The sequence below is a fragment of the Actinoplanes oblitus genome, assembly GCF_030252345.1.
Lineage (GTDB): Bacteria > Actinomycetota > Actinomycetes > Mycobacteriales > Micromonosporaceae > Actinoplanes > Actinoplanes oblitus.
This window is the reverse complement of sequence record NZ_CP126980.1, coordinates 7175212-7197996: the sequence shown is the minus strand read 5'-3', so window position 1 is coordinate 7197996 and position 22785 is coordinate 7175212. Positions and strand designations below refer to the sequence as shown.

The 22785-nt window shown below is 72.3% G+C and carries 18 protein-coding genes; 16 read left to right on the top strand and 2 right to left on the bottom strand.

The genetic code is table 11. From position 1 onward, the window contains the following. Positions 1 to 15: 15 nt before the first annotated feature. The gene (locus Actob_RS32160; RefSeq protein WP_284915612.1) at positions 16 to 762 is read right to left on the bottom strand and encodes a thioesterase II family protein; all 747 of its coding nucleotides are present in this window, start codon (positions 760 to 762) and stop codon (positions 16 to 18) included. Next, complete coding sequence (locus tag Actob_RS32155) at positions 759 to 3050, bottom strand: beta-ketoacyl synthase N-terminal-like domain-containing protein (RefSeq protein WP_284915611.1); 2292 nt, start codon at positions 3048 to 3050, stop codon at positions 759 to 761. The genes Actob_RS32160 and Actob_RS32155 overlap by 4 nt, the downstream gene beginning before the upstream one ends. A gap of 588 nt (positions 3051 to 3638) precedes the next feature. Here Actob_RS32155 and Actob_RS32150 point away from each other — a divergent pair. The 16 genes from Actob_RS32150 to dpgD all read left to right on the top strand — a co-directional run bounded on the left by Actob_RS32150 (position 3639) and on the right by dpgD (position 22766). Beyond that, entirely contained in the window at positions 3639 to 4349 is a 711-nt protein-coding gene (locus Actob_RS32150) for a LuxR C-terminal-related transcriptional regulator (protein ID WP_284915610.1), read from the top strand. 60 nt (positions 4350 to 4409) lie between these two features. Next, on the top strand, positions 4410 to 5696 hold the full coding sequence (locus Actob_RS32145) for an MFS transporter (protein WP_284915609.1): 1287 nt from the start codon (positions 4410 to 4412) through the stop codon (positions 5694 to 5696). Between the two features lie 42 nt (positions 5697 to 5738). Further along, on the top strand, positions 5739 to 6518 hold the full coding sequence (locus tag Actob_RS32140; protein ID WP_284915608.1) for a thioesterase II family protein: 780 nt from the start codon (positions 5739 to 5741) through the stop codon (positions 6516 to 6518). A gap of 268 nt (positions 6519 to 6786) precedes the next feature. Beyond that, positions 6787 to 7623, top strand: a complete 837-nt coding sequence (locus Actob_RS32135) for an AfsR/SARP family transcriptional regulator (protein WP_284915607.1) — start codon at positions 6787 to 6789, stop codon at positions 7621 to 7623. Then, on the top strand, positions 7620 to 8573 hold the full coding sequence (locus Actob_RS32130) for a TauD/TfdA dioxygenase family protein (RefSeq protein ID WP_284915606.1): 954 nt from the start codon (positions 7620 to 7622) through the stop codon (positions 8571 to 8573). Before Actob_RS32135 ends, Actob_RS32130 begins: the two co-directional genes overlap by 4 nt. A 33-nt stretch (positions 8574 to 8606) precedes the next feature. Beyond that, positions 8607 to 9590 (top strand): TauD/TfdA family dioxygenase, encoded by a 984-nt coding sequence (locus tag Actob_RS32125; RefSeq protein WP_284915605.1) that lies wholly within the window; start codon positions 8607 to 8609, stop codon positions 9588 to 9590. Between the two features lie 166 nt (positions 9591 to 9756). Next, on the top strand, positions 9757 to 11070 hold the full coding sequence (locus Actob_RS32120) for an MFS transporter (protein ID WP_284915604.1): 1314 nt from the start codon (positions 9757 to 9759) through the stop codon (positions 11068 to 11070). Between the two features lie 20 nt (positions 11071 to 11090). Continuing rightward, complete coding sequence (locus Actob_RS32115) at positions 11091 to 12143, top strand: TauD/TfdA family dioxygenase (protein ID WP_284915603.1); 1053 nt, start codon at positions 11091 to 11093, stop codon at positions 12141 to 12143. Positions 12144 to 12185: 42 nt separating this feature from the next. Beyond that, positions 12186 to 16085, top strand: coding sequence for a non-ribosomal peptide synthetase (locus tag Actob_RS32110; protein WP_284915602.1), 3900 nt, complete (start codon positions 12186 to 12188; stop codon positions 16083 to 16085). Between the two features lie 124 nt (positions 16086 to 16209). After that, positions 16210 to 17355: a tryptophan 2,3-dioxygenase gene (locus tag Actob_RS32105; protein WP_284915601.1), complete on the top strand. Its 1146-nt coding sequence runs from the start codon at positions 16210 to 16212 to the stop codon at positions 17353 to 17355. 1 nt (position 17356) lies between these two features. Then, positions 17357 to 17566 (top strand): MbtH family protein, encoded by a 210-nt coding sequence (locus Actob_RS32100; RefSeq protein WP_284915600.1) that lies wholly within the window; start codon positions 17357 to 17359, stop codon positions 17564 to 17566. Further along, positions 17563 to 18864, top strand: coding sequence for an aminotransferase-like domain-containing protein (locus Actob_RS32095; protein WP_284915599.1), 1302 nt, complete (start codon positions 17563 to 17565; stop codon positions 18862 to 18864). The genes Actob_RS32100 and Actob_RS32095 overlap by 4 nt, the downstream gene beginning before the upstream one ends. Before the next feature lie 107 nt (positions 18865 to 18971). Further along, positions 18972 to 20099, top strand: coding sequence for a 3,5-dihydroxyphenylacetyl-CoA synthase DpgA (gene dpgA, locus Actob_RS32090; RefSeq protein WP_284915598.1), 1128 nt, complete (start codon positions 18972 to 18974; stop codon positions 20097 to 20099). Positions 20100 to 20116: 17 nt separating this feature from the next. Continuing rightward, complete coding sequence (gene dpgB / locus Actob_RS32085) at positions 20117 to 20752, top strand: enoyl-CoA-hydratase DpgB (protein ID WP_284915597.1); 636 nt, start codon at positions 20117 to 20119, stop codon at positions 20750 to 20752. Continuing rightward, positions 20749 to 21978 carry a (3,5-dihydroxyphenyl)acetyl-CoA 1,2-dioxygenase DpgC gene (gene dpgC, locus Actob_RS32080; protein ID WP_284915596.1) on the top strand — a complete coding sequence of 410 codons (1230 nt, stop codon included), beginning with the start codon at positions 20749 to 20751 and terminating at the stop codon, positions 21976 to 21978. Before dpgB ends, dpgC begins: the two co-directional genes overlap by 4 nt. Then, the gene (dpgD, locus tag Actob_RS32075; protein WP_284915595.1) at positions 21975 to 22766 is read left to right on the top strand and encodes an enoyl-CoA-hydratase DpgD; all 792 of its coding nucleotides are present in this window, start codon (positions 21975 to 21977) and stop codon (positions 22764 to 22766) included. The genes dpgC and dpgD overlap by 4 nt, the downstream gene beginning before the upstream one ends. Positions 22767 to 22785: the final 19 nt, after the last annotated feature.

Sequence of the window (22785 nt, the reverse complement as noted above, 5' to 3'; positions counted from 1 at the left end):
CCGCGCCCACCACACCTATTCGGCGCACTGCCGGCCTCCCCTCGTCAGCACGGTCTCGCGCACTGCGCGCAGGGTCTCGTGCCGTTGCTCTCGGAAATAGAAGTGACCGCCGGGCAGCAGCGTCTCGCCGATCGGCCCCCGCGTCTGTGCCCGCCAGGTCGGTGCGTCCGCGCGGGTGGGTTCCCGATCGCCGCGCAGGACGTGGAGCCAGGCGTCCAGTGGTTCCTCCGGGCGGTACCGGTAGTTCTCCAGCAGCGCGAGATCGTTGCGCAGGCAGGCGAGCGCGTGCGCCTGGAGCGCGGGATCGGCGGACAGGTCCGCCGCCGGCAGGCCCCACAACTCGGTCGCGCGGCCGAGCAGCTCGTCGTCGGCCAGCGCGGACAGGGACTCCCCGCGCTCCGGGTAGGGCGGCGCCGGGCACGACGACACGATCAGTCCCTCCGGCTGGGGACGGCCGCGCCGGCGCAGCTCCCGCGCCGTCTCGAAGGCGACCAGCGCGCCGAGGCTGTGCCCGAGGAAGACCGACCGCTCGGCGAACGGGACCGCGGCGACCAGGTCCCGCACCAGCGATGCCATCTCGGTGTACGGCGGCTCGCCCGCCCGGGTGGTCCGCCCGGGCAGGTGAACGCCCCAGACCTGGAACTCGGGCAGATCGTCGGACCAGCGGACGTACTCGCCCGGTGAGCCGCCGGCGTGCGGGAAGCAGTAGAGCGTGACAGCGGCGTCCGGGCGCCGGAGTCGTCGTACCGTCCACCGGGTCATCGGGCCTGCTCCTCGAGGACGGCCGCCATCGCCGCCGCGGTCGGCGCCTGGAACAGCGTCCGGGGGGCGAACTCCACCGGGAGGAAGTCGCGCAGCCGGGTCACGAAGCGCATGGCGAGCAGCGAGTCGCCGCCGAGATCGAAGAAGCTGTCGTCCGGATCGACCTCCGGCAGGCCGAGGATCTCCCCGAACAGGTCGGTGACCAGCGGCAGCATCGTGGTCGCGGTGGCCGGCCCGGCCGCCGGGCCGGGCACCGGAGCGGCGGCCGGGCCGGCCACGATGTGCCGCTCGCCCTCGAAGGGGTAGGCCGGCGCGGCGACCCGGACCGGGGACCGCCCCTCGTGCAGCGCCGACCAGGTGATCGACGCGCCGGCGAGCCACAGCCGGCCGATCGCGTCCAGCATGGCGCGCTCGTCGGCCGGGCAGGTGCCGGTCCGGATCTCGAGGGTGACCTCGTCCCCGGCCACGGCGTGCTCCGGGCCCGTGCCGAGCATCCCGGTCAGCTTGTCGGCGACCTGCGCGCCGACGCCGGATCCGGTCACCCGGGCCGGTTCCGCGCCCCAGCGCCGCCACAGCTGGGCCATCGCGTACAGGCCGGCGAAGGCGAGCAGGGGAGCGGGGCAGGCGTCGGGGCCGTCGCGGAAGGCCGCCCGGGCCCCGCACTCGTCGACGGCCCGCCGGAAGGCCGGCTGGGTCCGGTAGAGCGCCGCCCAGGTGGCGTACTCGGCGAGGGGGTCCTCGATCGCCGGCAGCCGGAACACCAGCGGGCGGGACCGGGTCGGCCCGGCCGCCCGGATCAGCCGGTCCGGTTGCTCGCCGGCCAGCACGGACACCGCGTCGGCGTGATCGTGCACCAGGGCCATCGCGCGGTGGCCGTGCTCACCGCGCCCGGTCTGCAGCGTCCAGGCCAGGTGATCCAGCGGCGTCCCGGGAGAGGCGCGCAGATGCTCGGCGAGCCGGCCGGTCATCGCCGTCAGCGCGCTCGGCGTCTTCGCCGAGAGGACCAGGACTTGCGGGTACGGCGACGGCGGCGTGCCGAGCGGTGCCTCGGGTGGCTGTTCCAGAACGACGTGCGCGTTGATGCCGCCGACGCTGAAGGCGCTGACCCCCGCTCGCCGCGGGCCCTCCTCCGGCTGCCACTTGCGCCGCTCCGTGACGACCCGGAAGGGGCTGCGAGCGAAGTCGATCTGCGGGTTGGGCACGGCGAAGTGCAGGCTCGCCGGGAGGACGCCGTGTTTGACGGCCAGCACCGTCTTGATCAGTCCGGCGATACCGGCCGCGGCGTCCGCGTGCCCGATGTTGGTCTTCACCGATCCGACGCCGCAGTGACCGGCCGGCCCGCCGGACCCGAACGCGGCGGTGAGCGCGGCGATCTCGATCGGGTCGCCGAGCGGGGTGCCGGTGCCGTGCGCCTCGACATAGGTGCAGGACTCCGGCGTGATCCCGGCGGCGCGGTGTGCCTTGCGGATCACCGCGGCCTGACCCTCGGCGCTCGGCGCGGTGAAGCCGACGCGGTTGGCGCCGTCGTTGTTGATGGCGGAGCCGCGGATGACGGCGTCGATGCGGTCGCCGTCGGCCTCGGCGTCCTCGAGTCGCTTGAGCACCACGAGCCCGAGCGCGTCGGCGCCCACCGGGCCGGCGGCGGCCGCGTCGAAGGCACGGCAGTAGCCGTCCGGCGCCTGGATGCCCACGTCGTCGACGGCCGGGCCGCCGGCCGGGATGCGCACCTTGACGCCGCCGGCCAGCGCGATGTCGCAGTCCCCGCCGAGCAGTCCCCGGATGGCCAGGTGCACGGCCAGCAGGGAGGTGGCGCAGCCGGCCTGGACGGTGACGGCCGGACCGCGCAGCCCCAGCTTGTGAGCGGCCCGGCTGCAGAGCGAGTCGGGCCCGTTGGCGACCTGGATCTCCCATTCGGACAGGGCCGGCAGATCGCCGGCCCGGGAGCGCAGCACCTGGGCGTAGGCGTTCTCACCGCTTCCCGCGTACACGCCGATGGTCCCCGGGTAACGGAACGAGTCGTAACCGGCGTTCTCCAGGGCCTCCACCGCGCACTGCAGGAACAGCCGCTGCTGGGGGTTGATGACCCGGGCGACGGCGGGCGGGATGCCGAAGTAGCCGGCGTCGAACCACTCCGGCCGGTCCAGCAGGCCCCGGGCGGCCACCCCGGCGGGGACCGCGACGCGGGTGATCGCGTCCCGGCCGTCGAGCAGGTTCTGCCAGAACTCGTCGACGGTGCCGGCGCCGGGGAACCGGCCGGCCATGCCGATGACCGCGATGTGGCCGGACATGTCGATTACCTCCCCCGCCGGATGCTCATCGGATCTGATTTCCGGCGCATCTTCGGCACCGAGACTACGGACGCCGGTTCGCTGCGCCAACGCGCCCAACGTGTTGTTCTCGGACAACTTTAGATGTGGTCGACGGTCACCGTTCGTTGGAAATGATCGGCGATCAATTAACATTTACCGGGCGGTCGGGACGAGCCGCTGGAATGGAATCGGCGGATCATTTCCAGTGCATTTACGGGGCATCCGGTGCGCTCGTCTCGGGCGGAGGACCTGGGAAGCGCTTGCTTGCGGGGGTCGCGGGTGATCGTTTAGGATCGATGCCGGTCGGCGGCATCCGACCCGCACGTGACGCTTCATCGGCCGGACAACTAAAGTTAATATCCGGATCTGACGATTCTTCGGCAGTTGCCCTCGTGGCAATTACGCAGATCCCGGCCCGGGCGATGGCATTGGCAAGGCGTTCCATTCCGCAAAGCGGCGGATTCGGCGATTGCCGACGGTTTCGGCAGGCCAGGCGCCGATGAGGCGGCCCATTTCCGGCACGGAGGAACCCCAAGAGGGCGACCGTGCCGCTCGAGAAGGAGAGCAATGATCAACGGGGAGAAGCAAGGGCTGCGGGTCCTGATCGCGGAACCGGAGGGATTCACCAGGGCGGGCCTGCGGCACTGCCTGGAGACCTGGCCGGGTGGCGCGCAGGTCTCGGAGGCGGCGGACAGCGAGCAGGCGGTCGCGCTCGCCGAGCGGTCGCGGCCCGACGTCCTGATCTGTGACATCGACCTCATGCCGCATGGCGGGATCGACGTCGTGATGCATTTGCGTGACACGCTGCGCGCTGAGGCGCCGATCGCGCTCCTGCTCGGGCGACGGCTGACGAACGATCAGCTGATGGCGGCGCTGGCTGCCCGGGCCGACGGCATCGTGGACAAGTCCGCCCCGCCGGAGGTCTTGTTCGCCGCCCTGAACGCCGCCCGGCAGGGCAACGTCTTCCTGTCCTCGCCGTTCACCACCCAGCTGTTCAAGAACTTCATCCTGCTGCCGGCCGCCACCGGCGACGCCGCCGCGAAGATCGCCGCGGCCCTGACCAAGCGGGAGTTCGCGGTGCTCTGCCTGATCGCGCAGGGCATGTCCAATCTCGAGATCGCGAGCCGGCTCAACCTGGCCGAGGCCACCGTGAAGTCGTACTCGTCGCACGTGTTCGAGAAGCTCGGCGTCCGGGGCCGCGTGCAGGCCGCGCTGGTGGCGGTCGGCGCGGGTATCGCCTCGGCGGCACTCGGTCATCCGGTGCTCGCCGGCACCTGATCGGCGCCGGTCGATGATCCGGTGCGGTGCGGCGACTGTCCGGTTTGCCATACTCGCCGGATGAGTGAGTCGACCAAGCGGTGGGGGCTGCTACGCCACCACGATTTCCGGCAACTGATCGTGGCCGAGTCGATCAGCCATCTGGGCAGCCAGATCACCATTCTGGCGCTGCCGCTGGTGGCGGTCGCGGTGCTGCACGCGCCGCCGTTCCAGGTCGCCCTGCTCATGACGTTCCAATACCTGGCCTTCCTGGTGGTGGGCCTGCCGGCCGGCGCACTGGTGGACCGGATGCGCCGCCGGCGGGTCCTGGTGGCCGCGGACCTCGGCCGGGCCGTCCTGCTGGGCTCGATCCCGCTGGCCTGGGCGCTGGACTGGCTGTCGATGCCGCAGCTGTACGTCGTCGTCCTGCTCAGCGGCGTGCTCACCGTCTTCTTCGACGTCGCCTATCAGAGCTACCTCCCGCACCTGGTGCGGGAGGAGGACCTGGTGGAGGGCAACGCCAAGCTGGAGGCGGTGCAGAACGTCGCGATGATCGGCGGCCCGGCGGTCGGCGGCCTGCTGGTCCGTCTGGTCGGCGCGCCGATCGCGGTGCTGCTCGACGCGCTCAGCTTCCTGGGTTCCGCGCTGTTCGTCGGCCGCATCCGGTCCGTCGAGCAGGCGGCACCGCGCCCGGAGCGCACCCGGATCGGCCAGGAGATCATGCAGGGACTCCGGTTCGTGCTGGCCAACCCGGTGCTCCGGGCCATCGCGTTGTCGACCGCCTGGCTCAACTTCTTCAGCGCGATCCTGGAGTCGATGATCCTGCTGCTGCTGGCGCGCACCCTCGGCCTGTCGGCGGGCGTCATCGGTTTGCTGCTGTCGCTGATCGGCCTCGGCGCCCTGGCCGGAGCGCTCAGCGCGCGCCGGGTCACCGACCGATTCGGCCAGCGCCGGATGATCTGGGTGTCGATAGTGGTGACCGCCCCGTTCGGCCTGCTGCTGCCGTTCGCCCGCGAGGGCTGGCTGCTGTGGGCGGCGATGATCGGCTGGGCGGTGACGTACTTCGGCGGCACCGTCTACAACATCGCCCAGGTCAGCCTGCGCCAGGCCCTCACCCCGCCGAACCTGCTCGGCCGGATGAACGCGACGATGCGCTTCATGGTCTGGGGCACCCTGCCGCTGGGCAGCCTCGTCGGCGGGGTGCTCGGCCAGTACCTCGGGGTGCGCCCGGCGATGCTGGTCGGCGCGATCGGATACCTCTTCGGGTTCGTGCCGGTGGTGCTGTCCCCGCTGCGCCGGACGGCCCCGGCACCGGTCGGCGAGGTGGCGGATGACCTGCCCGGCTCGGAGCAGCCTGTCCGAAAATGATCGCCGTTGCCGCCCTTCCGCCGGTGACCGTAGGGTGGCCGAGTGACATTGATCGATTCTCGGCGCAATCCCTGGCTCGTCCCGATCGTCGAGCGGTCCCGGCCCACCGTCCGGTTGTTCTGCCTCAGCCACGCCGGTGGCGGGACGCTCGGTTACCGGGCCTGGGCGCCCTTGCTCCCCGGGCACGTCGAGGCGTGGGCGGTGCAGTTGCCCGGCCGCGAGGAGCGGATCCTGGAGCCCGCCCTCACCAGCGCCGCGGAGATCGTCCCGGCCGTGGTGCGGGCGCTGCGGGATCGGACGGACCTGCCGTACGTGCTGTTCGGGCACAGCATGGGCGCGCTGCTCGGCTACGAGATCGCCGGTGCGCTGCGGGAGCGGGGCCTGGCCGGTCCGCGGCATCTCGTCGTGTCCGGTGCCGGCGCGCCCCGGCCCGGCGGCTCCGGCCGGCGGCGGCACGAGTTGTCCCGCGACGGTCTGATCCAGGTGCTCCGCGACCTCGGCGGCACTCCCGAGGAGATCCTGCGGTCGCCGGAGATGATGGACCTGGTGCTGCCCACGTTGCGGGCGGACTTCCAGGTGGTCGACGGCTACCGGTACACCCCGCGGCCGGCCCTGGACTGCCCGATCACCGTGCTGGGCGGCCGGGCCGACAGCGTCGGCGAGGCCGACCTGGCGCGGTGGGCCGAGCTCACCGGCGGCCGGTCCCGGGTGCTGATGTTCGACGGCGGGCACATGTTCGTGAACACGGAGCGGGCCGCCGTGGTGCGTGCCGTCGCCGGCGTGCTGTCCGGCGCCGTGGAGGGTGTCGGCTCGGCCGGCTGACACCCGGGCGCCCGGGCCGCCGCCCGAAAGTGATCACCAGGATCGGTGCGTTGTCATTCTTTTGTTCTACAAAAACGCTCGTTCACCGTGGATCGGCGCTCGACTTCCCGCCGAAATTCGCCAGTGTGATCTACGTCATATGCTGCCCCGTTGATCCTCCCTAAGATCCTCGTCCGAATCGCTTGTCGTCGATGTGGCGTCTCACGGGGGAGACGAAATATTGGGAACGTCGCAACCCCTCCGTTTTCGGCGAGAGGGTGTGGTTTGAGTGTCCGTAACAATTGCCGCCCGCCCGATTTCAGGGATTTCGGTTCGTACGCTCGGTTCTTTCGAAGTCACCTTCAACGGTTTTTCGGTGGGTCCCTGGAAAGCGGGAAAAGCGCGGCACCTCCTGCAGTTGCTGCTGCTGCACCGCAACCGGGTGGTCCTGCGCGACGTCCTGGTCGACGCGCTGTGGCCGGCCGGATCGGCGGGTTCCAGCTCGCTGAAAGTCGCCGTCCACATGCTCCGCCGGGTGCTGGCCGGAGCACACGAGCAGCACCTCTCCACGGTGTCGGGTTCGTCGTTGCGCCTGGTCACCTGCGAGTCGGGGTACATGCTGGAGGCGCGTGAGGTCTGGACCGACCACGACGAGTTCGAGGAGTTGGTCGCTCAGGCGCACACCCGCGAGCGTTCCGGCGACCTCGCGGCGGCCGACGACCTGTACGGCCGGGCGAGCCGCCTCTATCGGGGTGACTTCCTGCCGGACGTGCACGAGGACTGGGCCGCGACCCATCGCGAATGGTTGCGCAGCCGTCAGCTGTACGCGCTCGAATTCCTCTCCCGGCGCCGGCTGGCCCAGTGCGACCAGGTGAGCGTCATTGATCTGTGCCGGCGCATGCTGGCCATCGACCCGTTACATGAGCCGTCCTATCGAATGCTTATTTCGGTGCATTCGCGACTCGGTCAACCGGCGCAGGCGCGCCGTTGGTACGACCTTTGTGCCGAACGTTTGAGGGACAGCGCGGAAGCATTTCCCGACGAAGATACCCAGCGCCTGTATCGGGTGCTGGTGAATGACTTTCCCGGAAATCTGACAGATGCCAGAAAGGTAGTGGCGCCATGATGACGGAATCCGGCGGCCGCGCCGCCCGCGAGGTGGGCGGCACCAGGGTGATGGCGCGTCCGGACGCCATCCGGCAGAGCGACCACTTCGAGCTGCGGCCGTGCACGCCGACGATCGGCGCGGACATCTCCGGACTGGATCTCTCCGTCCCGCTCGCGGGTCCGGCGCTGGCCGACCTCAAGCGGGCCTTCCTGGACTGGAAGGTGCTGTTCTTCCGCGACCAGGCGCTGAGCCCGCAACGCCACGTCGAGCTGGCCCGGCACTGGGGCAACCCGGTGGTCTACCCGCTGCCGGACAAGGGCGAGTTCCCGGAGCTGGTCAACCTCAACCACGGCCCGGAGGACCCGGGGGTGGAGAACATCTGGCACAGCGACGTCTCCTACGACGAGGCGCCGTCGCTGGGCTCCATCCTGCGCGCGGTGCGGCTGCCCGACACCGGCGGCGACACCCTGTGGGCCGACATGGCGGCGGCGTACGACGGGCTCGCGCCGGAGGTCAAGGAGCGGATCGCCGGTCTGCGGGCCGTCCACGACCTGCTGGCGCTCTTCGGTGACGAGCGGACCGGGGCACGCGAGGTCGCCGGCCGGGGCATGTTCCGGGGCGCCGAGCACCCCGTCGTCCGGGTGCACCCGGAGACCGGTCAGAAGGTCATCTACGTCAATCGGATGTACACCACTCGCATCCTCGACGTCAGCGAGCGGGAGAGCGACGAGCTGCTCAAGCTGCTGTGCGATCAGGCGCACCACCCGGAGTACCAGGTCCGGTTCCGCTGGTCGGAGGACGCGGTGGTGATGTGGGACAACCGGTCGACGCAGCATTACGCGGTCTCCGACTACTACCCGAACCGGCGGATCCTCGAGCGCGTCAGCATCGCCGGTGACCGGCCCCGGTCGGCTGCCCGATCGCTGCGCAGCGTCGCCCGGCGCGGCGCCACGCCGGTCCCGTCCTGAGCCGAGTCCACGCCAGTCGAACACGGGGGAATCATGCTGTCTGCCGAGGTGCAGAGCTATCGGCTGTCACCGGCCGAGTCGGACGAGTTGAACCATCTGGGCATCGAGGTGTCCCGGCTGCTGACCGATCGGCGACCCGAGATCCGCGGGTACGTCGCCAAGCTGCCTGACGACTTCGCCCAGGCGCTGCAGGACTTCGCCGCGTCGCCGCACTCGGGCGGGGTGCTGCTGATCCGCGGTGTCGGGGTGGGTGCGGTGCCGGACACGCCCACCACGTACTCCTCGATGGTGCTCGGCGAGCACGTCACCTCGGGGGTGCTCGCGCTGGTCGCGGACGCGCTCGGCTCGCTGGTCGGTTACCAGGACGAGAAGTCCGGTGCGCTGGTGCACGAGGTCCATCCGGTGCCCGGCGAGGAGCACAAGCTGGAGAACAGCGGCTCGATCACCGCCCTGGGCTTCCACACCGAGAACGCCCACCACCCGCTGCGGCCGGACTTCCTCGCGCTGCTCTGCCTGCGCGCCGACCACCTCGGCAAGGCCGCCACCCGGGTCGCGTCCATCCAGGACGCGGTGACCGTCCTGGACCCGGCCGTCCTGGAGCTGCTGCGCAGCCCGATCTTCTACAGCCGGTACCCGACCTCGTTCACCCGGGGCCGGACCGGCGCCGTGCGGTCCGGCCCGCACCCGGTGATCTTCGGGCCCGAGGACCGGCCGTGGATGCGGTTCGACTCCGACAACACCGAGGCCGACCTGCCGGCGGGCGTCGAGGCGCTGGCCCGGCTCGGCGGCGCGCTGGCCGAGGTCACCGTCGACGTCCCGATGACGCCGGGCGACCTGGTGATCCTGGACAACTACGTGGTGGCGCACGGCCGGACCTCGTTCGTGCCCCGGTACGACGGGCGGGACCGCTGGCTGCGCCGGGTCTACTCACTGCGATCCGTCCCGCGCTGGGCGCCGGCCGTGATGACCGAGCCGCGCGTGCTCCCGGCGCTCACCACCCTCGCCGGAATGTTCTGACCGTCGGCAGACCACGGCGTGTGATCGCTCGATATACGCATCGCTCGGCGCGCGTAACCGGCGGATAACCGCCGCTGTCTATGGTCGCCATCGTCCGCGGGCTCCCGCGATCCCGCACCGGCAACGTCCGCGGCCAACCGCAATCCCACACAGGCATGGAGGAATGGTGTCGTCACCGCCGAAACGATGGTTCTGGGCTCCGGAGCGATCCGACTATCGCAAGCTGTGGATCGCCCAGTCGATCTCGTTCATCGGCACCCAGGTCACCTTCATCGCCTTCCCGCTCGCCGCGATCCTGGCGCTGCACGCCGACACCTGGCAGGTCGGCGTGCTGAACGCCCTGGAGACCGCGCCGATGCTGCTGTTCGGCCTGGTCGCCGGCGTTCTGGTGGACCGCTGGCGGCAGCGGCGCCTGCTGATCACGGCGGACTGGGTCCGCGCGGTGGTGATGGGCTCGGTGCCGGTGGCCTGGGCGTTCGATGTCCTCACCGTCGAGTGGCTCTGGGTCGTCGCGTTCGTCGTCGGTGTCGGCACCGTGTTCTTCGACATCGCGTCGCAGACCGTGCTGACCTCGATCGTCGACCGGGACAGCCTGATGCCCGCCAACCAGCGCCTGGAGGCCAGCCACTCGGTGGCCCAGACGGTCGGACCGGGTGTCGCCGCGGGGCTGCTCAAGGTGGTGTCGGCACCGGTCGCGGTGGCCGTCGACGCTGTCTCGTTCGCCGTCTCGGCGCTGTTCCTGCACGGGATCCGGTCGAAGGATCCGGAGCCGGAGCCCAGCGCCGAGCCGACGACGCTGCGCTCGGACCTGCGCGCCGGCTTCCGCTTCCTGGCCGGCAGCCCGTTCCTGCGCTGGATCGTCTCCATCGCGGCGAGTTGGAACCTGATGCTGCAGACCCTGGTGACGATCATCTTCATCTACATGGCCCGGGACCTGAACCTGGGCTCTTCCAAGATCGCCATCGTGATGTTCGCCGGCAGCGCCACCGGGTTGGTGGCGGTGCTCCTGGTCGAGCGGATCAACAAGGTGCTCGGCCTGGGCCTCGGCCTCGCGTTCGCCACCGGCCTCAGCGCCGTCGGCGGCATCCTGATGGCCACCGCGAGCGGCGCCTCGTACGCCGCCGTGGCGACCGTCGCCTTCGGATCGATCCTGGTCAGCGTCGCCGTTCCGCTGTTCAACGTGAACGTGTCCACCATCCGCCAGGCGATCACCCCGCGGGAACTGATGGGCCGGACCACCGCCGCGGTGCGGTTCGTGGTGTGGTCGACGATGCCGCTGGGCGCGCTGCTGGGCGGCTTCCTCGGCGAGGTCTTCGGCAACCGTGTCACGGTCGCCACCGCCGGTGTGGCGCTGCTCGTGCCGGCCCTGCTCACCCTGCTGTCGCCGATCCGCCGGATCAGGGACCTGTCGGACGCCGCGCCGGTCGGCGCCGCGCCCGGCGACGAGGAAATTCCCGAAGAAGCGGTCCGTCAGGGCTGACCGGCCCGGATAGGAGTGCCATGACGACCAACCTCTCGCGCCGTCCCGGACCGGGGCAGATCCGCCGCCGGTCGGTGGCGGTGGCCGCCGCCACCGCGGTGACGGTGGACACCCCCGCTGAGCCCGGCCGCCCGATCGTGGTGTCCACCCGGGACGCCAACGTCGACCTCGCCACCTGGCTGGGCGACAACCGCGACCAGCTGCGGGCCCTGCTGCACGACCGGGGCGCCGTGCTCTTCCAGGGCTTCGGCGTGTCCGGGGCGGAGGAGCTGGAGCGCCTCGTCCTCGCGGTCTCGCCGGAGGCGATGAACTACGTGTACGGGTCCACCCCGCGCTCCCGGGAGATGCGCCAGGTGTACACGTCCACCGAGTACCCGGCGGACCAGACGATCCCGCAGCACAACGAGCTGGCGTACGCCCGCAACTGGCCGATGCGGCTGTGGTTCCTGAGCCACCGGGCCGCCGAGACCGGTGGCGCGACCCCGGTCGCGGACAGCCGCCGGGTGTACGAGCGGATCCCCGCCGAGGTCCGCGACCGGTTCGCCGAGCAGGGCGTGATGTACCTGCGCAACTACGGCGCCGGCCTGGACCTGTCCTGGCAGCAGACCTTCGAGACCGAGGACCCGGCGGAGGTCGAGCGGTTCTGCGCGGAGTCCGGCATCGAGTACACCTGGCTGCCCGACGGGCGGCTGCGCACCACGCAGGTGGCGCAGGGCGTGGTGCGGCACCCGGTGACCGGCGAGACCTGCTGGTTCAACCAGGCTCACCTGTTCCACACCTCCAGCCTCCCGGCCGAGGTACGCGGCACCCTGCTCGACTCGCTGGACCCGCTCGACCTGCCGCGCAACGCGCTGTACGGCGACGGCACCCCGATCGAGGACGAGGTCATCGCCGGCATCCACGCCGCCTTCGAGGCGGAGACGGTGGCCGAGCCGTGGCGCGACGGCGACGTGATGCTGATCGACAACGTCCTGGTCTCGCACGGCCGCCAGCCCTACACCGGGCCCCGCAAGGTGCTCGTGGCGATGGCCGAACCGGGCTCCGCCGACCTGCCGGGCGCCTCCGGCCGCTGACCGGCCCCCTTCCGCTGACGAGAAACAGCCGCTGGAGATTCCATGACTGAGACCCAGATCCAGGGATTTGGCCTGTCGCCACAGCAGGACCTGGTGTGGCGGACCGCCAAGGACAACGACGGCCGGGTGGCCGCCACCACAGCCGTCGTCGAACTGACCGGTCCGCTGGACAGTGCCCGCCTCGGCGCCGCCGTGCGGCACGTGCTCACTCAGCACGAGATCCTGCGGACCCGGCTGGTCCTGCCGTCCGGTTACGTCGCGCCGGTCCAGACGATCGCGGACCGGGTGGACGCCCGGATCGAACCGGCCGGCCCCGAGGCCGCGAGCGCGCCGGGGACGCCGGCCGAGGCGCTGCTGGCCGACGAGCCGGTGCGGCTGCGCCTGGTGCGGCTCGGCGACGACCGGCACCTGCTGCTGGTCGGCGGCTCGGCCGGGGTGTTCGACAGGGCCAGCGCGGCGCTGTTCACCGCCGGCCTCGCCGAGGCCTACGCCGGCCCGGTCGCCGCGTCCGACGAGGAGTCGCTGCAGTACGCCGACCTCGCCGAGTGGCTCAACGAGCGGATGCGCGACGGCCGCTTCGAACGTCCCCGCTTCCTCGACGGCATCGCGGACGGGGTGACGGTCCCGCGGCTGCCGTTCGAGCTGCCCGGCGCCGGTGGTGCCGACCGCGCCGTGGTGCCCGTGCCGGACCTGCTGCCGGCCGGTGTCGAGGGTGCTCTGCACCGGCTCGGTTGCAGCCTGCGTGACCTGCTGCTGGCGGCCTGGACCGTCACCCTGCACCGGTACAGCGGCGCGGACGTCGTGCTGACCGGCGTGGCGGAGAACGGCCGGATGCTGCCCGAGCTGTCGTCCGCCATCGGGCCGCTGGCCCGGTTGCTGCCGGTGGCCGTGCCGATCGCCGGGGACACCACGTTCCGCCAGGTGGTCGACGTGGTCCGGGGCACGGCGGCGGTGCTGGAGTCGGACGCCGAACTCTTCGATCCCCGGTGGTGGTCCGGCCGGGACGCGGACGCGATCCACCCGGTGCCGGCGTTCGACCTGGTCGAGCCGGGGGCGCCGGGCACCGCCGGCGGCGTGACGTTCGCGCTGCGCGAGGTGCACGGCGGCCATCCGTCAGCGGCGCTCTCGCTGTGCTTCCTGCAGGCCGGCCCGGCCGGCGGGGACGGCGAGCTCTGCTTCGACCCCGGCCGCTTCCCGGCCGAGGACGTGCGGGCCCTCGGCTCCGTGCTGCGCACGGTCCTCGCGCACGCCGTGGACGACCTGGACGGCGGCGTGGCCACGATGCCCGTCGCGGATCTGGCGCTGAGCACCGACCCGGAGGACGCGCACGACCCGGTGACCGTTCTGGATCAGGTCCTTCGGCGGGTGGCCGAGGCGCCCGAGGCGGTGGCGGTGGAGGACGCCGGCGGTACCCTCACCTACCGGGAGCTGGACCGCGTGGCGGCGGCACTGGCCGCCCGCCTCGCCGAGCGGGGCGCCGGCCCCGGCGGTGTGGTCCCGATCCTGCTCCCGCGCGGCACCGCCGCGGTCGCCGCCATGCTCGGCGCCTGGCGGGCCGGCGCGGCGTTCACCGTCATCGACCAGACCACCCCGGCCGGCCGGATCGCGGCGATCCTGGCCGACACCGCGGCCACCGTCGCGATCAGCAACGCGGACCTGGCCGGCGGACTCGCCGGCGCGGTGCCGGCCGTGCTGGTCGACGACCCGGCCGGCACCGGCCCGGCCGGCACTGACCCGGCCACGACGGCCGGGCCGGCACCGGACGACCCGGCGTACGTGGTGTTCACCTCGGGCAGCACCGGCACACCGAAGGGCGTCGTGGTGAGCCACGGCGCGCTCGCGGCGTACGTCCGCGGGCTCGGCGGCACCCACCCGGGCACCCGGGGCGGCTCCTTCGCGATCGTCAGCACGCTCGCCGCCGACCTCGGCTACACCGCCGTCTTCTCCGCGCTCGCCTCGGGCGGCCGGTTGTCGGTGGTGCCGATGGAGGTGGCGACCGATGCCGTCCGGATGGCGGACTGGTTCGCGGCGCACCCGATCGACTGCCTGAAGATCGTCCCGTCGCACCTGGCCGCGCTGCTGGCCGGCGCGGACCACCCGGAGCGGGTGCTGCCCCGCCGCCTGCTGGTGCTCGGCGGCGAGGCCTGCCCGGCCGACCTGGTCGAGCGGGTCGCCGCCCTGGCACCGGACCTCGAGGTCGTGAACCACTACGGCCCGACCGAGACCACCATCGGCGTCTGCACGTTCCGGACCGGCCGGGCGCCGGTGGACCCGCGGGCGAAGAGCGTGCCGATCGGCACGCCGCTGCCGGGGACGCGGGCCGAGGTGCTCGACCCGGCCGGCCGGCCGCTGCCGGCGTGGATCGCCGGGGAGCTGCACGTGGCCGGGCCTCAGGTCGCGCGGGGCTACCTGAATCAGCCGGCGCTGACCGCCGAGCGGTTCGTCACCGTCGCCGGGTCCGCGCAGCGGTGGTACCGGACCGGGGACACCGTCCGGCGCCTGCCCGGCGGCGCGCTGGAGTACCTGGGCCGGGTCGACGACCAGGTCAAGATCAATGGCTACCGGGTGGAGCCGCAGGAGGTCGAGGCCGTCCTGCGCCGGCACCGGGGCGTCCGCGAGTGCGTGGTCGCGGTCGTCGGCGAGCCGGACCGGGCGCTCACCGCCTACGTCGTCGGCGACGGGTCGTCGCTGTCCGTGGACGCGCTCCGCGAGCACGCCCGTGACCTGCTGCCGGAGTACATGCTGCCGCGTGCCGTCGTGCTGGTGGACGAGCTGCCGCGGACCGCCAACGGCAAGATCGACAAGGCCGCGCTCGCCGCGATCGGGGCCGAGCGGGCCGCCGGCGCCGTGCACGTCCCACCCCGTGACTCGCTGGAGATGCGCGTCCTGGAGATCTGGCAGGCGCTGCTCAAGAAGAGCCGGCTCGGGGTCACCGACGACTTCTTCGAGTCGGGCGGCCACTCGCTGCTCTCGCTCCAGCTGCTCGGCGAGATCTCCCGGCAGCTCGGGCACCGCCTGCCGATCTCGGTGCTGTTCGACAGCGGCACCGTCGAGGGGATGGCCCGCGCCATCCGCGAGCAGGACTCGTGGCAGTCGCCGACCCTGATCCCGATCCGCGCCGGTGGCAGCCGGCCGCCGGTGTTCTGCGTGCACGCCGGTGGCGGCAGCGTGCTGGGCTACCTCGACCTGGTCAGGGCGCTGGACGCCGACATCCCGGTCTACGGTCTGGAGTCGGTGGGGCTGGACGGCGGGCAGGCACCGTTGACCCGCGTCGACGAGATGGTCGAGCGGTACGCCGCGGACATCGAGGCCCTCGACCCGTCCGGTCCGGTCAGCGTCGTCGGCTGGGGCCTGGGCGGCATCTTCGCCTTCGCGCTGGCGCAGCGGCTGCGCGCGGCCGGCCGCCCGGTCGGCAACCTCGCGATCGTCGACGGCGCCGCCCCGGACCCGGCCGCGCTGGCCGAGGTGATCGCCGGCCGGGCGACCGACCCGCACTACGTCGGGATGCTCGACGACGACGTGGTGGCCCGGTTCGCCGCGCACTACCAGCTGCCGGTCGCCGAGGAGGACCTGGCCGGCCGGTCCGACGAGGAGCAGCGCGCGGTGCTCACCGCCGCCATGCACCAGCAGAACGTGCTGACCGAGGACGCCGGCGTGGAGCGGCTGGAGACCCTGTTCCGGGTCTACCGGGCGAACATCGCCGCGGTGCGGGACTACGTCCAGAACCGCCGTCTCGCCGCCGCTCCCGACTACCCGCTCCTGCTGCTGCGGGCCAAGCACGACTTCAACACCGACGAGCGGGACCCGCTGCTGGGCTGGCCCGCGCTCTTCGGCGACCGGATCGCCGTGGAGTCGTTCGCCGGAGACCACTACGAGGTGATGCGGTCGCCGACCGTCGACGGCCTCGCGGCCCTCGTGGAGCGGGCGCACACCACGGACTGACGCACCACCGATGCACGGGGGGAACGTGTTACCGGCAATCGAGCCCTGGCTGGCTCGCCCTGACCTGCAGGACTTTCCTTACGACCGGGTACATCAGGAGTTTCTTCGTACCGGGAAGCACTTCGTGCCGGAGGAGACGCTGGCCGCCCTGGACAAGGCGCGGTCCGTCATCCCGGGCCTTCCCGGCGCGCCGGAGGACGCGCGGTTGCTGAGTCGCTTCCTGGCGACCGCGCTCGACAAGTGGGACAAGGAGTACGACTACCGCAGCTACCTCGCCCTGGAACTGCTCGCCCTGCACGGCACCGGCGACCCGGCCACGGCCGGTGACCCGGTGCGCCGCCGCGACCTGCTGGTCGTGCACCTGCTCGCCGACGTGCTGCGGTTCGAACTGGCCGCCCTCGACGGTCTCGGCGAGCACCTGCCGCAGATGCGGCCCGAGCAGTCCGTGGTGGTGAAGCGCTGCCGGCTGGCGCTGCGGGTGGCCCGCCCGGCGATGCGCCGGCTCGGGCTGGACGACGGCCTCGGCGACGACGCCGACCCGGTGGCGGCGGGCCGCCGGCTCTGGGCGGTCGTGGACGGCGCCATCACCGACCGGGACCGCCGGATCCTGCGGCTCAGCCTGCAGCCGGCCTACGTCATCCACGACGAGTACCTGTTCCTGCGGGTGCTGCAGGCGTTCGAGGCGACGTTCGCCATGCTCGTCGACCACCTGCGCGACGCGGTCGCCGCGCTGGAGGCCGGCGCGGCCGGTGAGGTGGAACGCCTGCTCGGCACCAGCACCGACGTGTTCCGGGAGTCCGCGCTGCTGTTCTCCCTGCTGGCCACGATGCAGGTCAAGGCGTTCCAGACGTTCCGGGACTTCACCGAGGGCGCCAGCGCCATCCAGTCGCGCAGCTACAAGATTCTCGAGTCGCTGTGCCGCATGCCGGACCAGGACCGGCTGGACTCGGCCGCCTATCTGTCGGTCCCGGAGGTCCGGACGCTGGTGCTGGCCGGTCAGGCCAATCTGGACGACATGTTCGAGGCCGTGGTGACCGGCGGCCGGCTGGACGCCGCCGGCCTGCACCGGGTCGAGCGGGCCATGCGGGAGTTCGCCGCCGCCCTGCTGCGCTGGCGCAACACCCACACCCGGATCGCGATCGCGATGCTCGGGGAGCGACTCGGCACCGGCTACACCGCCGGCACCCCCTACCTGAAGGCGGTGCGGGACATCCCGGTCTTCCCGCGCCTGGCACCCATCGAGGCGACCGGATCCGAACGAGGTGATTGACGTGACGAACCCCTTCGACGACGAGAACGGCCGCTTCCACGTGCTGGTCAACGAGGAGGGCCAGCACTCGCTCTGGCCGGCCGCCATCGACGTGCCGGCCGGCTGGGAGATCCGGCTGACCGACGCCGGGCACGCCGAGGCGCTGGCCTACGTCGAGGAGCACTGGACCGACATGCGCCCGGCCGGCCTGATCGCCGCCATGCGGTCATGACCGGTGCCGACATCCCGATCGACGAGCTGAACGACCTGGTGACCGCGCCCATCGCGGAGTCGATGAACTTCCTCAACGAGATCGCCCAGGAGTACCCGGACGCCGTCTCGTTCGCCGCCGGCCGGCCGTACGAGGGCTATTTCGATCTCGACGACGTGCACCGCTACCTGGACGTCTACCGCGACCACGTGCGGGCCCGGTTCGGCGGTGACGAGCGCCGGGTCACCAGCCACCTGATGCAGTACGGGCGGACCAAGGGCATCATCAACGACCTGGTGGCGCGGAACCTCGCGGTGGACGAGAAGATCAGCGTCGACCCGGAAGCGATCGTCGTCACCGTCGGCTGCCAGGAGGCCCTCTACCTGACCCTGCGCGCGCTGCGCCGGACCGACCGGGACGCGGTGCTCGCGGTGATGCCGAGCTACGTGGGGATGGCCGGCGCCGCGCACCTGGCGGACATGCCGCTCGTCCCGGTCGACGGCACGGCCGGCGCGCTCCGGCCGGACCGGCTGGTGACCGCCATCGAGCAGGCCCGGGCGGCCGGGCTGCGCCCGCGGGCGGTCTACGTGATGGCGGACTTCGCCAACCCGTCCGGGGCCAGCCTCGGCCTCGCCGACCGGCGCGACCTGCTCGAGGTCAGCGCCGAGCACGACGTCCTGCTGCTGGAGGACAACCCGTACGGGCTGTTCCACGGCGACCGGGAACAGCCACCGACGCTCAAGGCGCTGGACACCGACCGGCGGGTGGTCTACCTGGGCACGTTCGCCAAGACCTGCATGCCCGGTACTCGGGTCGGCTACGTGGTGGCCGACCAGACGGTGGGCGCGCCGGACGGCACGGCGACGCTGCTGGCCGACGAGATCGCGAAGCTGAAGAGCATGCTCACCGTGAACACCCCGCCGCTGGCGCAGGCGGTGATCGGTGGGCGGCTGCTCGCCCACGACGGCAGCCTGCGCGCCGCCACCGCCCGGGAACGGCGGATCTACCAGGCGAACCTCGCCCAGTTGCTGGCCGGGCTGGAGCGGCGCTTCCCGCCGGGCAGCGAGCCGGCGGTCACCTGGAACCGGCCCGACGGCGGCTTCTTCCTCACCCTCACCGTGCCGTTCCCGGCCGGCGACGACCAGCTCCGGCACTCGGCGCGCGCGCACGACGTGCTGTGGATGCCGATGCACCACTTCCACGGCGACGGCCGGCCGCGGCCGACGATCCGGCTCTCCTTCAGCCACCTCAGCCCGGCCCAGATCGAGCTGGGCCTGGACCGGCTCGCGGCGTTCGTCGCCGAGCAGCACCGGTCCTGATCACCCCTGATCCATCCCTCTGCACAGGAAAGGCGAGCTCCCATGGAACAGACCACCCGTCACCTGGTGACCCGCGGAAAGAAACGCACGTGGGGCTGGATGTACCGATGACGTCGGTGCTACCCCATCCGGGGGTCCTGACGACCGCTCCGCCGATCGCCCTGGACGGCCCGGAGACCGCGCGCATCATCAGCATCGGGACGGCCGTGCCGCCCACCTCGTACTCCCAGCGGGAACTGCTGGACATCTTCGACATCACCGACCAGCGGATCCGGTCGGTCTTCCTGAACAGCGCCATCGAACGGCGCTTCCTCACCCTGCCGCCGCAGCGCGAGGACGGCACCCGGGTGCTCGAGGCGCAGGGTGAGCTGCTGGCCAAGCACAAGGCCCAGGGCATCGACATGGGTGTCCGCGCGGTGCAGGACTGCCTCAAGGGCATCGGCGCCGACGTGACCGACGTCGGCTATCTCTGCTGCGTCACCTCCACCGGCTTCCTCACCCCGGGCTTCAGCGCGCTGCTCATCCGTGAGCTGGGCATGGACCGGCACTGCAGCCGGGTCGACGTGGTCGGGATGGGCTGCAACGCCGGCCTCAACGCGCTGAACCCGGTGGCCGGCTGGGCGCGGGCCAACCCCGGGCGGCTCGCCGTGATGGTCTGCGTCGAGTCGTGCTCGGCGGCGTACGTCTTCGACGGCACCATGCGCACCTCGGTGGTCAACAGCCTGTTCGGCGACGGGGCCGCCGCCGTCGCCGTGGTCGCCGGCGAGGGGTCCGGTGCGGCGCTGCCGGCTGGCGGTCCCCGGCTGCTCAAGTTCGCGAGCTGCATCATCCCGGACGCGATCGACGCGATGCGCTACGACTGGGACGGCGAGCAGGACCGGTTCAGCTTCTTCCTGGACCCGCACGTGCCGTACGTGGTCGGCGCGCACGCCGAGATCGTGATCGACAAGCTGCTCGCCGGCACCGGCCTGCGCCGCAGCGACATCGCGCACTGGCTGGTGCACTCCGGCGGCAAGAAGGTCATCGACTCGGTGATGGTCAACCTGGGCCTGACCCGGCACGACGTCCGGCACACCGTGGACGTGCTGCGCGATTACGGCAACCTGTCCAGCGGTTCCTTCCTCTTCTCCTACCAGCGCCTGCTGGCCGAGGGCGCGACGAACCCCGGCGAGTACGGCGTCCTGATGACCATGGGACCCGGCTCGACCATCGAAACGGCGCTGGCCCGATGGTGACCACAGAAACGGACACGATGAGCGTGTACATCGACGGCGGCGAGCCGCTTTCGGACGAGTTGGTGACGAGCCTGACCACGGCCGTCGAGCGGGCCGAGGACGGCGCGGACCGGACGCTGGTGCTGCGCGCCGGCGGCGTCCCGGGCACCGCCGGCCCCGGCGCGGACCTCGGCATCCACCTGGTCAACAAGTGGGAGCGGACGCTGCGCCGGCTGGAGCGGGTGGCCGCGTTCACCGTCACCGTGGTGGACCGGGACTGCGGGGGAGTGGCGCTGGAGGCCCTGCTGGCCACCGACTACCGGGTGGCCGTGACCGGCGCCCGGCTGGTCCCGTCGCCCTGGCCCGGCATGGGCCTGTACCGGCTGGCCAACCAGGCCGGCGCGGCCGCGGTCCGCCGGGCCGTGCTGCTCGGTGTCCCGCTGACCGCCGCGGAGGCGCTCGGCCTCGGCCTGATCGACGAGGTCGCCGCCGACCCGGACGCGGCGGTCGCCGCCGCGCGGACCCGGCTCGGCACGGCCTCGGCCGCCGACCTGGCGGTCCGCCGCCGGCTGCTGCTCGACGCCACCACCACCAGCTACGAGGAGGCGCTGGGCCGGCACCTGGCGGCGTGCGACCGGCAGCTGCGCCGGGGGCCGGCGGAGGCGGCCGCGTGAGCACCGACATCGACGTGGCGGCCCGGGCGCTGGCGGAACGGGCGAGCGAGGTCGACGCGTTCCTGGCCGGCCTGCCGGAGCCCGCCGACCGGTCGATCGAGGAGCGCCGCCGGGCCGCCGAGGTCAAGGCGGCGGCCCAGGCGGAACGCCGCGACTTCCTCGCGGCGCACGCCGACGCCGTCTACCACCGGCTGACCGGCGGGCGCTCCCGGCGGCTGCGGCTGCCGGAACTCGCCGACGAGGCGGCCGCCGCCTTCCCGGGGCTGGTACCCGGCCCGGACCAGGTCAAGGCGGAACGCGGCCGGGCCCAGGCCGCCAAGGAGGGCTGGGAGATCGACCAGGGGCTCTTCTTCGGCGCGGTGCTGCGGTCCCCGGTCGCCGGCCGGCACCTGATCGAGACGATGCTGGAACCCACCCCGCGGGCCGTCGAGCTGCTGGACCGGTGGCGCCGCGACGGCCGGCTCGACCTGCCCTCGGTGCGGATGGAGCGCCGGGACGGCGTGGTGCACCTGACCATGTGCCGCGACGACTGTCTCAACGCCGAGGACGCCCAGCAGGTCGACGACATGGAGACCGCTGTCGACCTGGTGCTGCTGGACCCGGCCGCGACCGCCGGGTTGCTGCGCGGCGGCGAGATGACCCATCCCCGGTACGCCGGGCGCCGCGTCTTCAGCGCCGGGATCAACCTCAAGCGCCTGCACGCCGGTGAGATCACGCTTGTCGACTTCTTGCTGCGCCGCGAGCTCGGGTACCTGCACAAGCTGATCCGGGGTGCCAAGCCCTGGGTGGCCGCGGTGGACGCCTTCGCCATCGGCGGCGGCGCCCAGCTCGTGCTGGTGTTCGACCACGTGGTGGCGGCCGACGACGCGTACTTCAGCCTGCCCGCCGCGCAGGAGGGCATCATCCCGGGCCTGGCCAACCTGCGGCTGCCCCGGGCGGTCGGGCAGCGGATCGCCCGCCAGGTGATCCTCTCCGGGCGGCGGATCGCGGCGGACGAGCCGGACGCCCGGCTGCTCTTCGACGAGGTGGTGGCGCCGGACCAGGTCGGCGCCGCCGCCGAGCGGGCCGCCCGCCGGCTGAGCGAGCCGGCGGTGGTCGCCAACCGGATGATGCTCGCCGAGCCGGTCGAGGAGTTCCGGCTCTACCTCGCCACCTTCGCCGAGCAGCAGGCCTACCGGCTGTACAGCGACGACGTGGTCGCCAAGGCGGGCAGGTTCGCCCGGTGAGCCGGGTCCGCTACGACAAGAGCGACCGGGTCGCGACGGTGACGCTGGACCGGCCCGAGGTGCTCAACGCCATGGATCTGGCCATGCACGCCGAGCTCGGCGAGATCTGGGACGACGTCGAGGCCGACGACGACGTCTGGGTGGTGGTGCTCACCGGGGCCGGCGACCGGTCCTTCTCGGTCGGCCAGGACCTCAAGGAACGGGCCGAGCTGGATCGATCCGGGGCCGGGACCAGCACGTTCGGCAGCCGGGACAAGCCCGGCTGGCCCCGGCTCACCGAGCGGTTCACGCTGGCCAAGCCGGTGGTGGCCCGGGTCAACGGCTACGCGCTGGGCGGCGGCTTCGAACTGGCGCTGGCCTGCGACGTGATCGTGGCCGCCGACACCGCGGTGTTCGGGCTGCCCGAGGCGAAGCTCGGCCTGGTCCCGGGGGCGGGTGGCGCGTTCCGGCTGGCCCGGCAGCTGCCGCTGCGGACCGCCCTCGGGCACCTGCTCACCGGCCGGGAGATCCCCGCCGCCCGGGCCCTGCAGCTGGGCCTGGTCAACGACGTGGTGCCGGCCGCCGAGCTGGACGACTGTGTGGCCGGCTGGGTGGCCGACCTGCTCCGGGCGGCTCCGCTGTCGGTCCGGGCGATCAAGGAAGCCGTGCTGCGCTCCGTCGACCTGCCGCTGGAGCAGGCCTTCGCCACCCGCTACGTGTGGGAGGAACGCCGGATGCGCGGCGCGGACGCCGTCGAGGGCCCGCGGGCCTTCGCCGAGAAACGCAAACCGAACTGGTGCGGCCGATAACGCCCACCATCTGATGGGG

Excerpts from the sequence above, each read along its gene's own strand:
- Actob_RS32160 (WP_284915612.1), bottom strand. The coding sequence starts at position 762 with ATGACCCGGTGGACGGTACGACGACTCCGGCGCCCGGACGCCGCTGTC.
- Actob_RS32155 (WP_284915611.1), bottom strand. The coding sequence starts at position 3,050 with ATGTCCGGCCACATCGCGGTCATCGGCATGGCCGGCCGGTTCCCCGGC.
- Actob_RS32150 (WP_284915610.1), top strand. The coding sequence starts at position 3,639 with ATGATCAACGGGGAGAAGCAAGGGCTGCGGGTCCTGATCGCGGAACCG.
- Actob_RS32145 (WP_284915609.1), top strand. The coding sequence starts at position 4,410 with ATGAGTGAGTCGACCAAGCGGTGGGGGCTGCTACGCCACCACGATTTC.
- Actob_RS32130 (WP_284915606.1), top strand. The coding sequence starts at position 7,620 with ATGATGACGGAATCCGGCGGCCGCGCCGCCCGCGAGGTGGGCGGCACC.
- Actob_RS32125 (WP_284915605.1), top strand. The coding sequence starts at position 8,607 with ATGCTGTCTGCCGAGGTGCAGAGCTATCGGCTGTCACCGGCCGAGTCG.
- Actob_RS32115 (WP_284915603.1), top strand. The coding sequence starts at position 11,091 with ATGACGACCAACCTCTCGCGCCGTCCCGGACCGGGGCAGATCCGCCGC.
- Actob_RS32110 (WP_284915602.1), top strand. The coding sequence starts at position 12,186 with ATGACTGAGACCCAGATCCAGGGATTTGGCCTGTCGCCACAGCAGGAC.
- Actob_RS32095 (WP_284915599.1), top strand. The coding sequence starts at position 17,563 with ATGACCGGTGCCGACATCCCGATCGACGAGCTGAACGACCTGGTGACC.
- dpgA (WP_284915598.1), top strand. The coding sequence starts at position 18,972 with ATGACGTCGGTGCTACCCCATCCGGGGGTCCTGACGACCGCTCCGCCG.
- dpgB (WP_284915597.1), top strand. The coding sequence starts at position 20,117 with ATGAGCGTGTACATCGACGGCGGCGAGCCGCTTTCGGACGAGTTGGTG.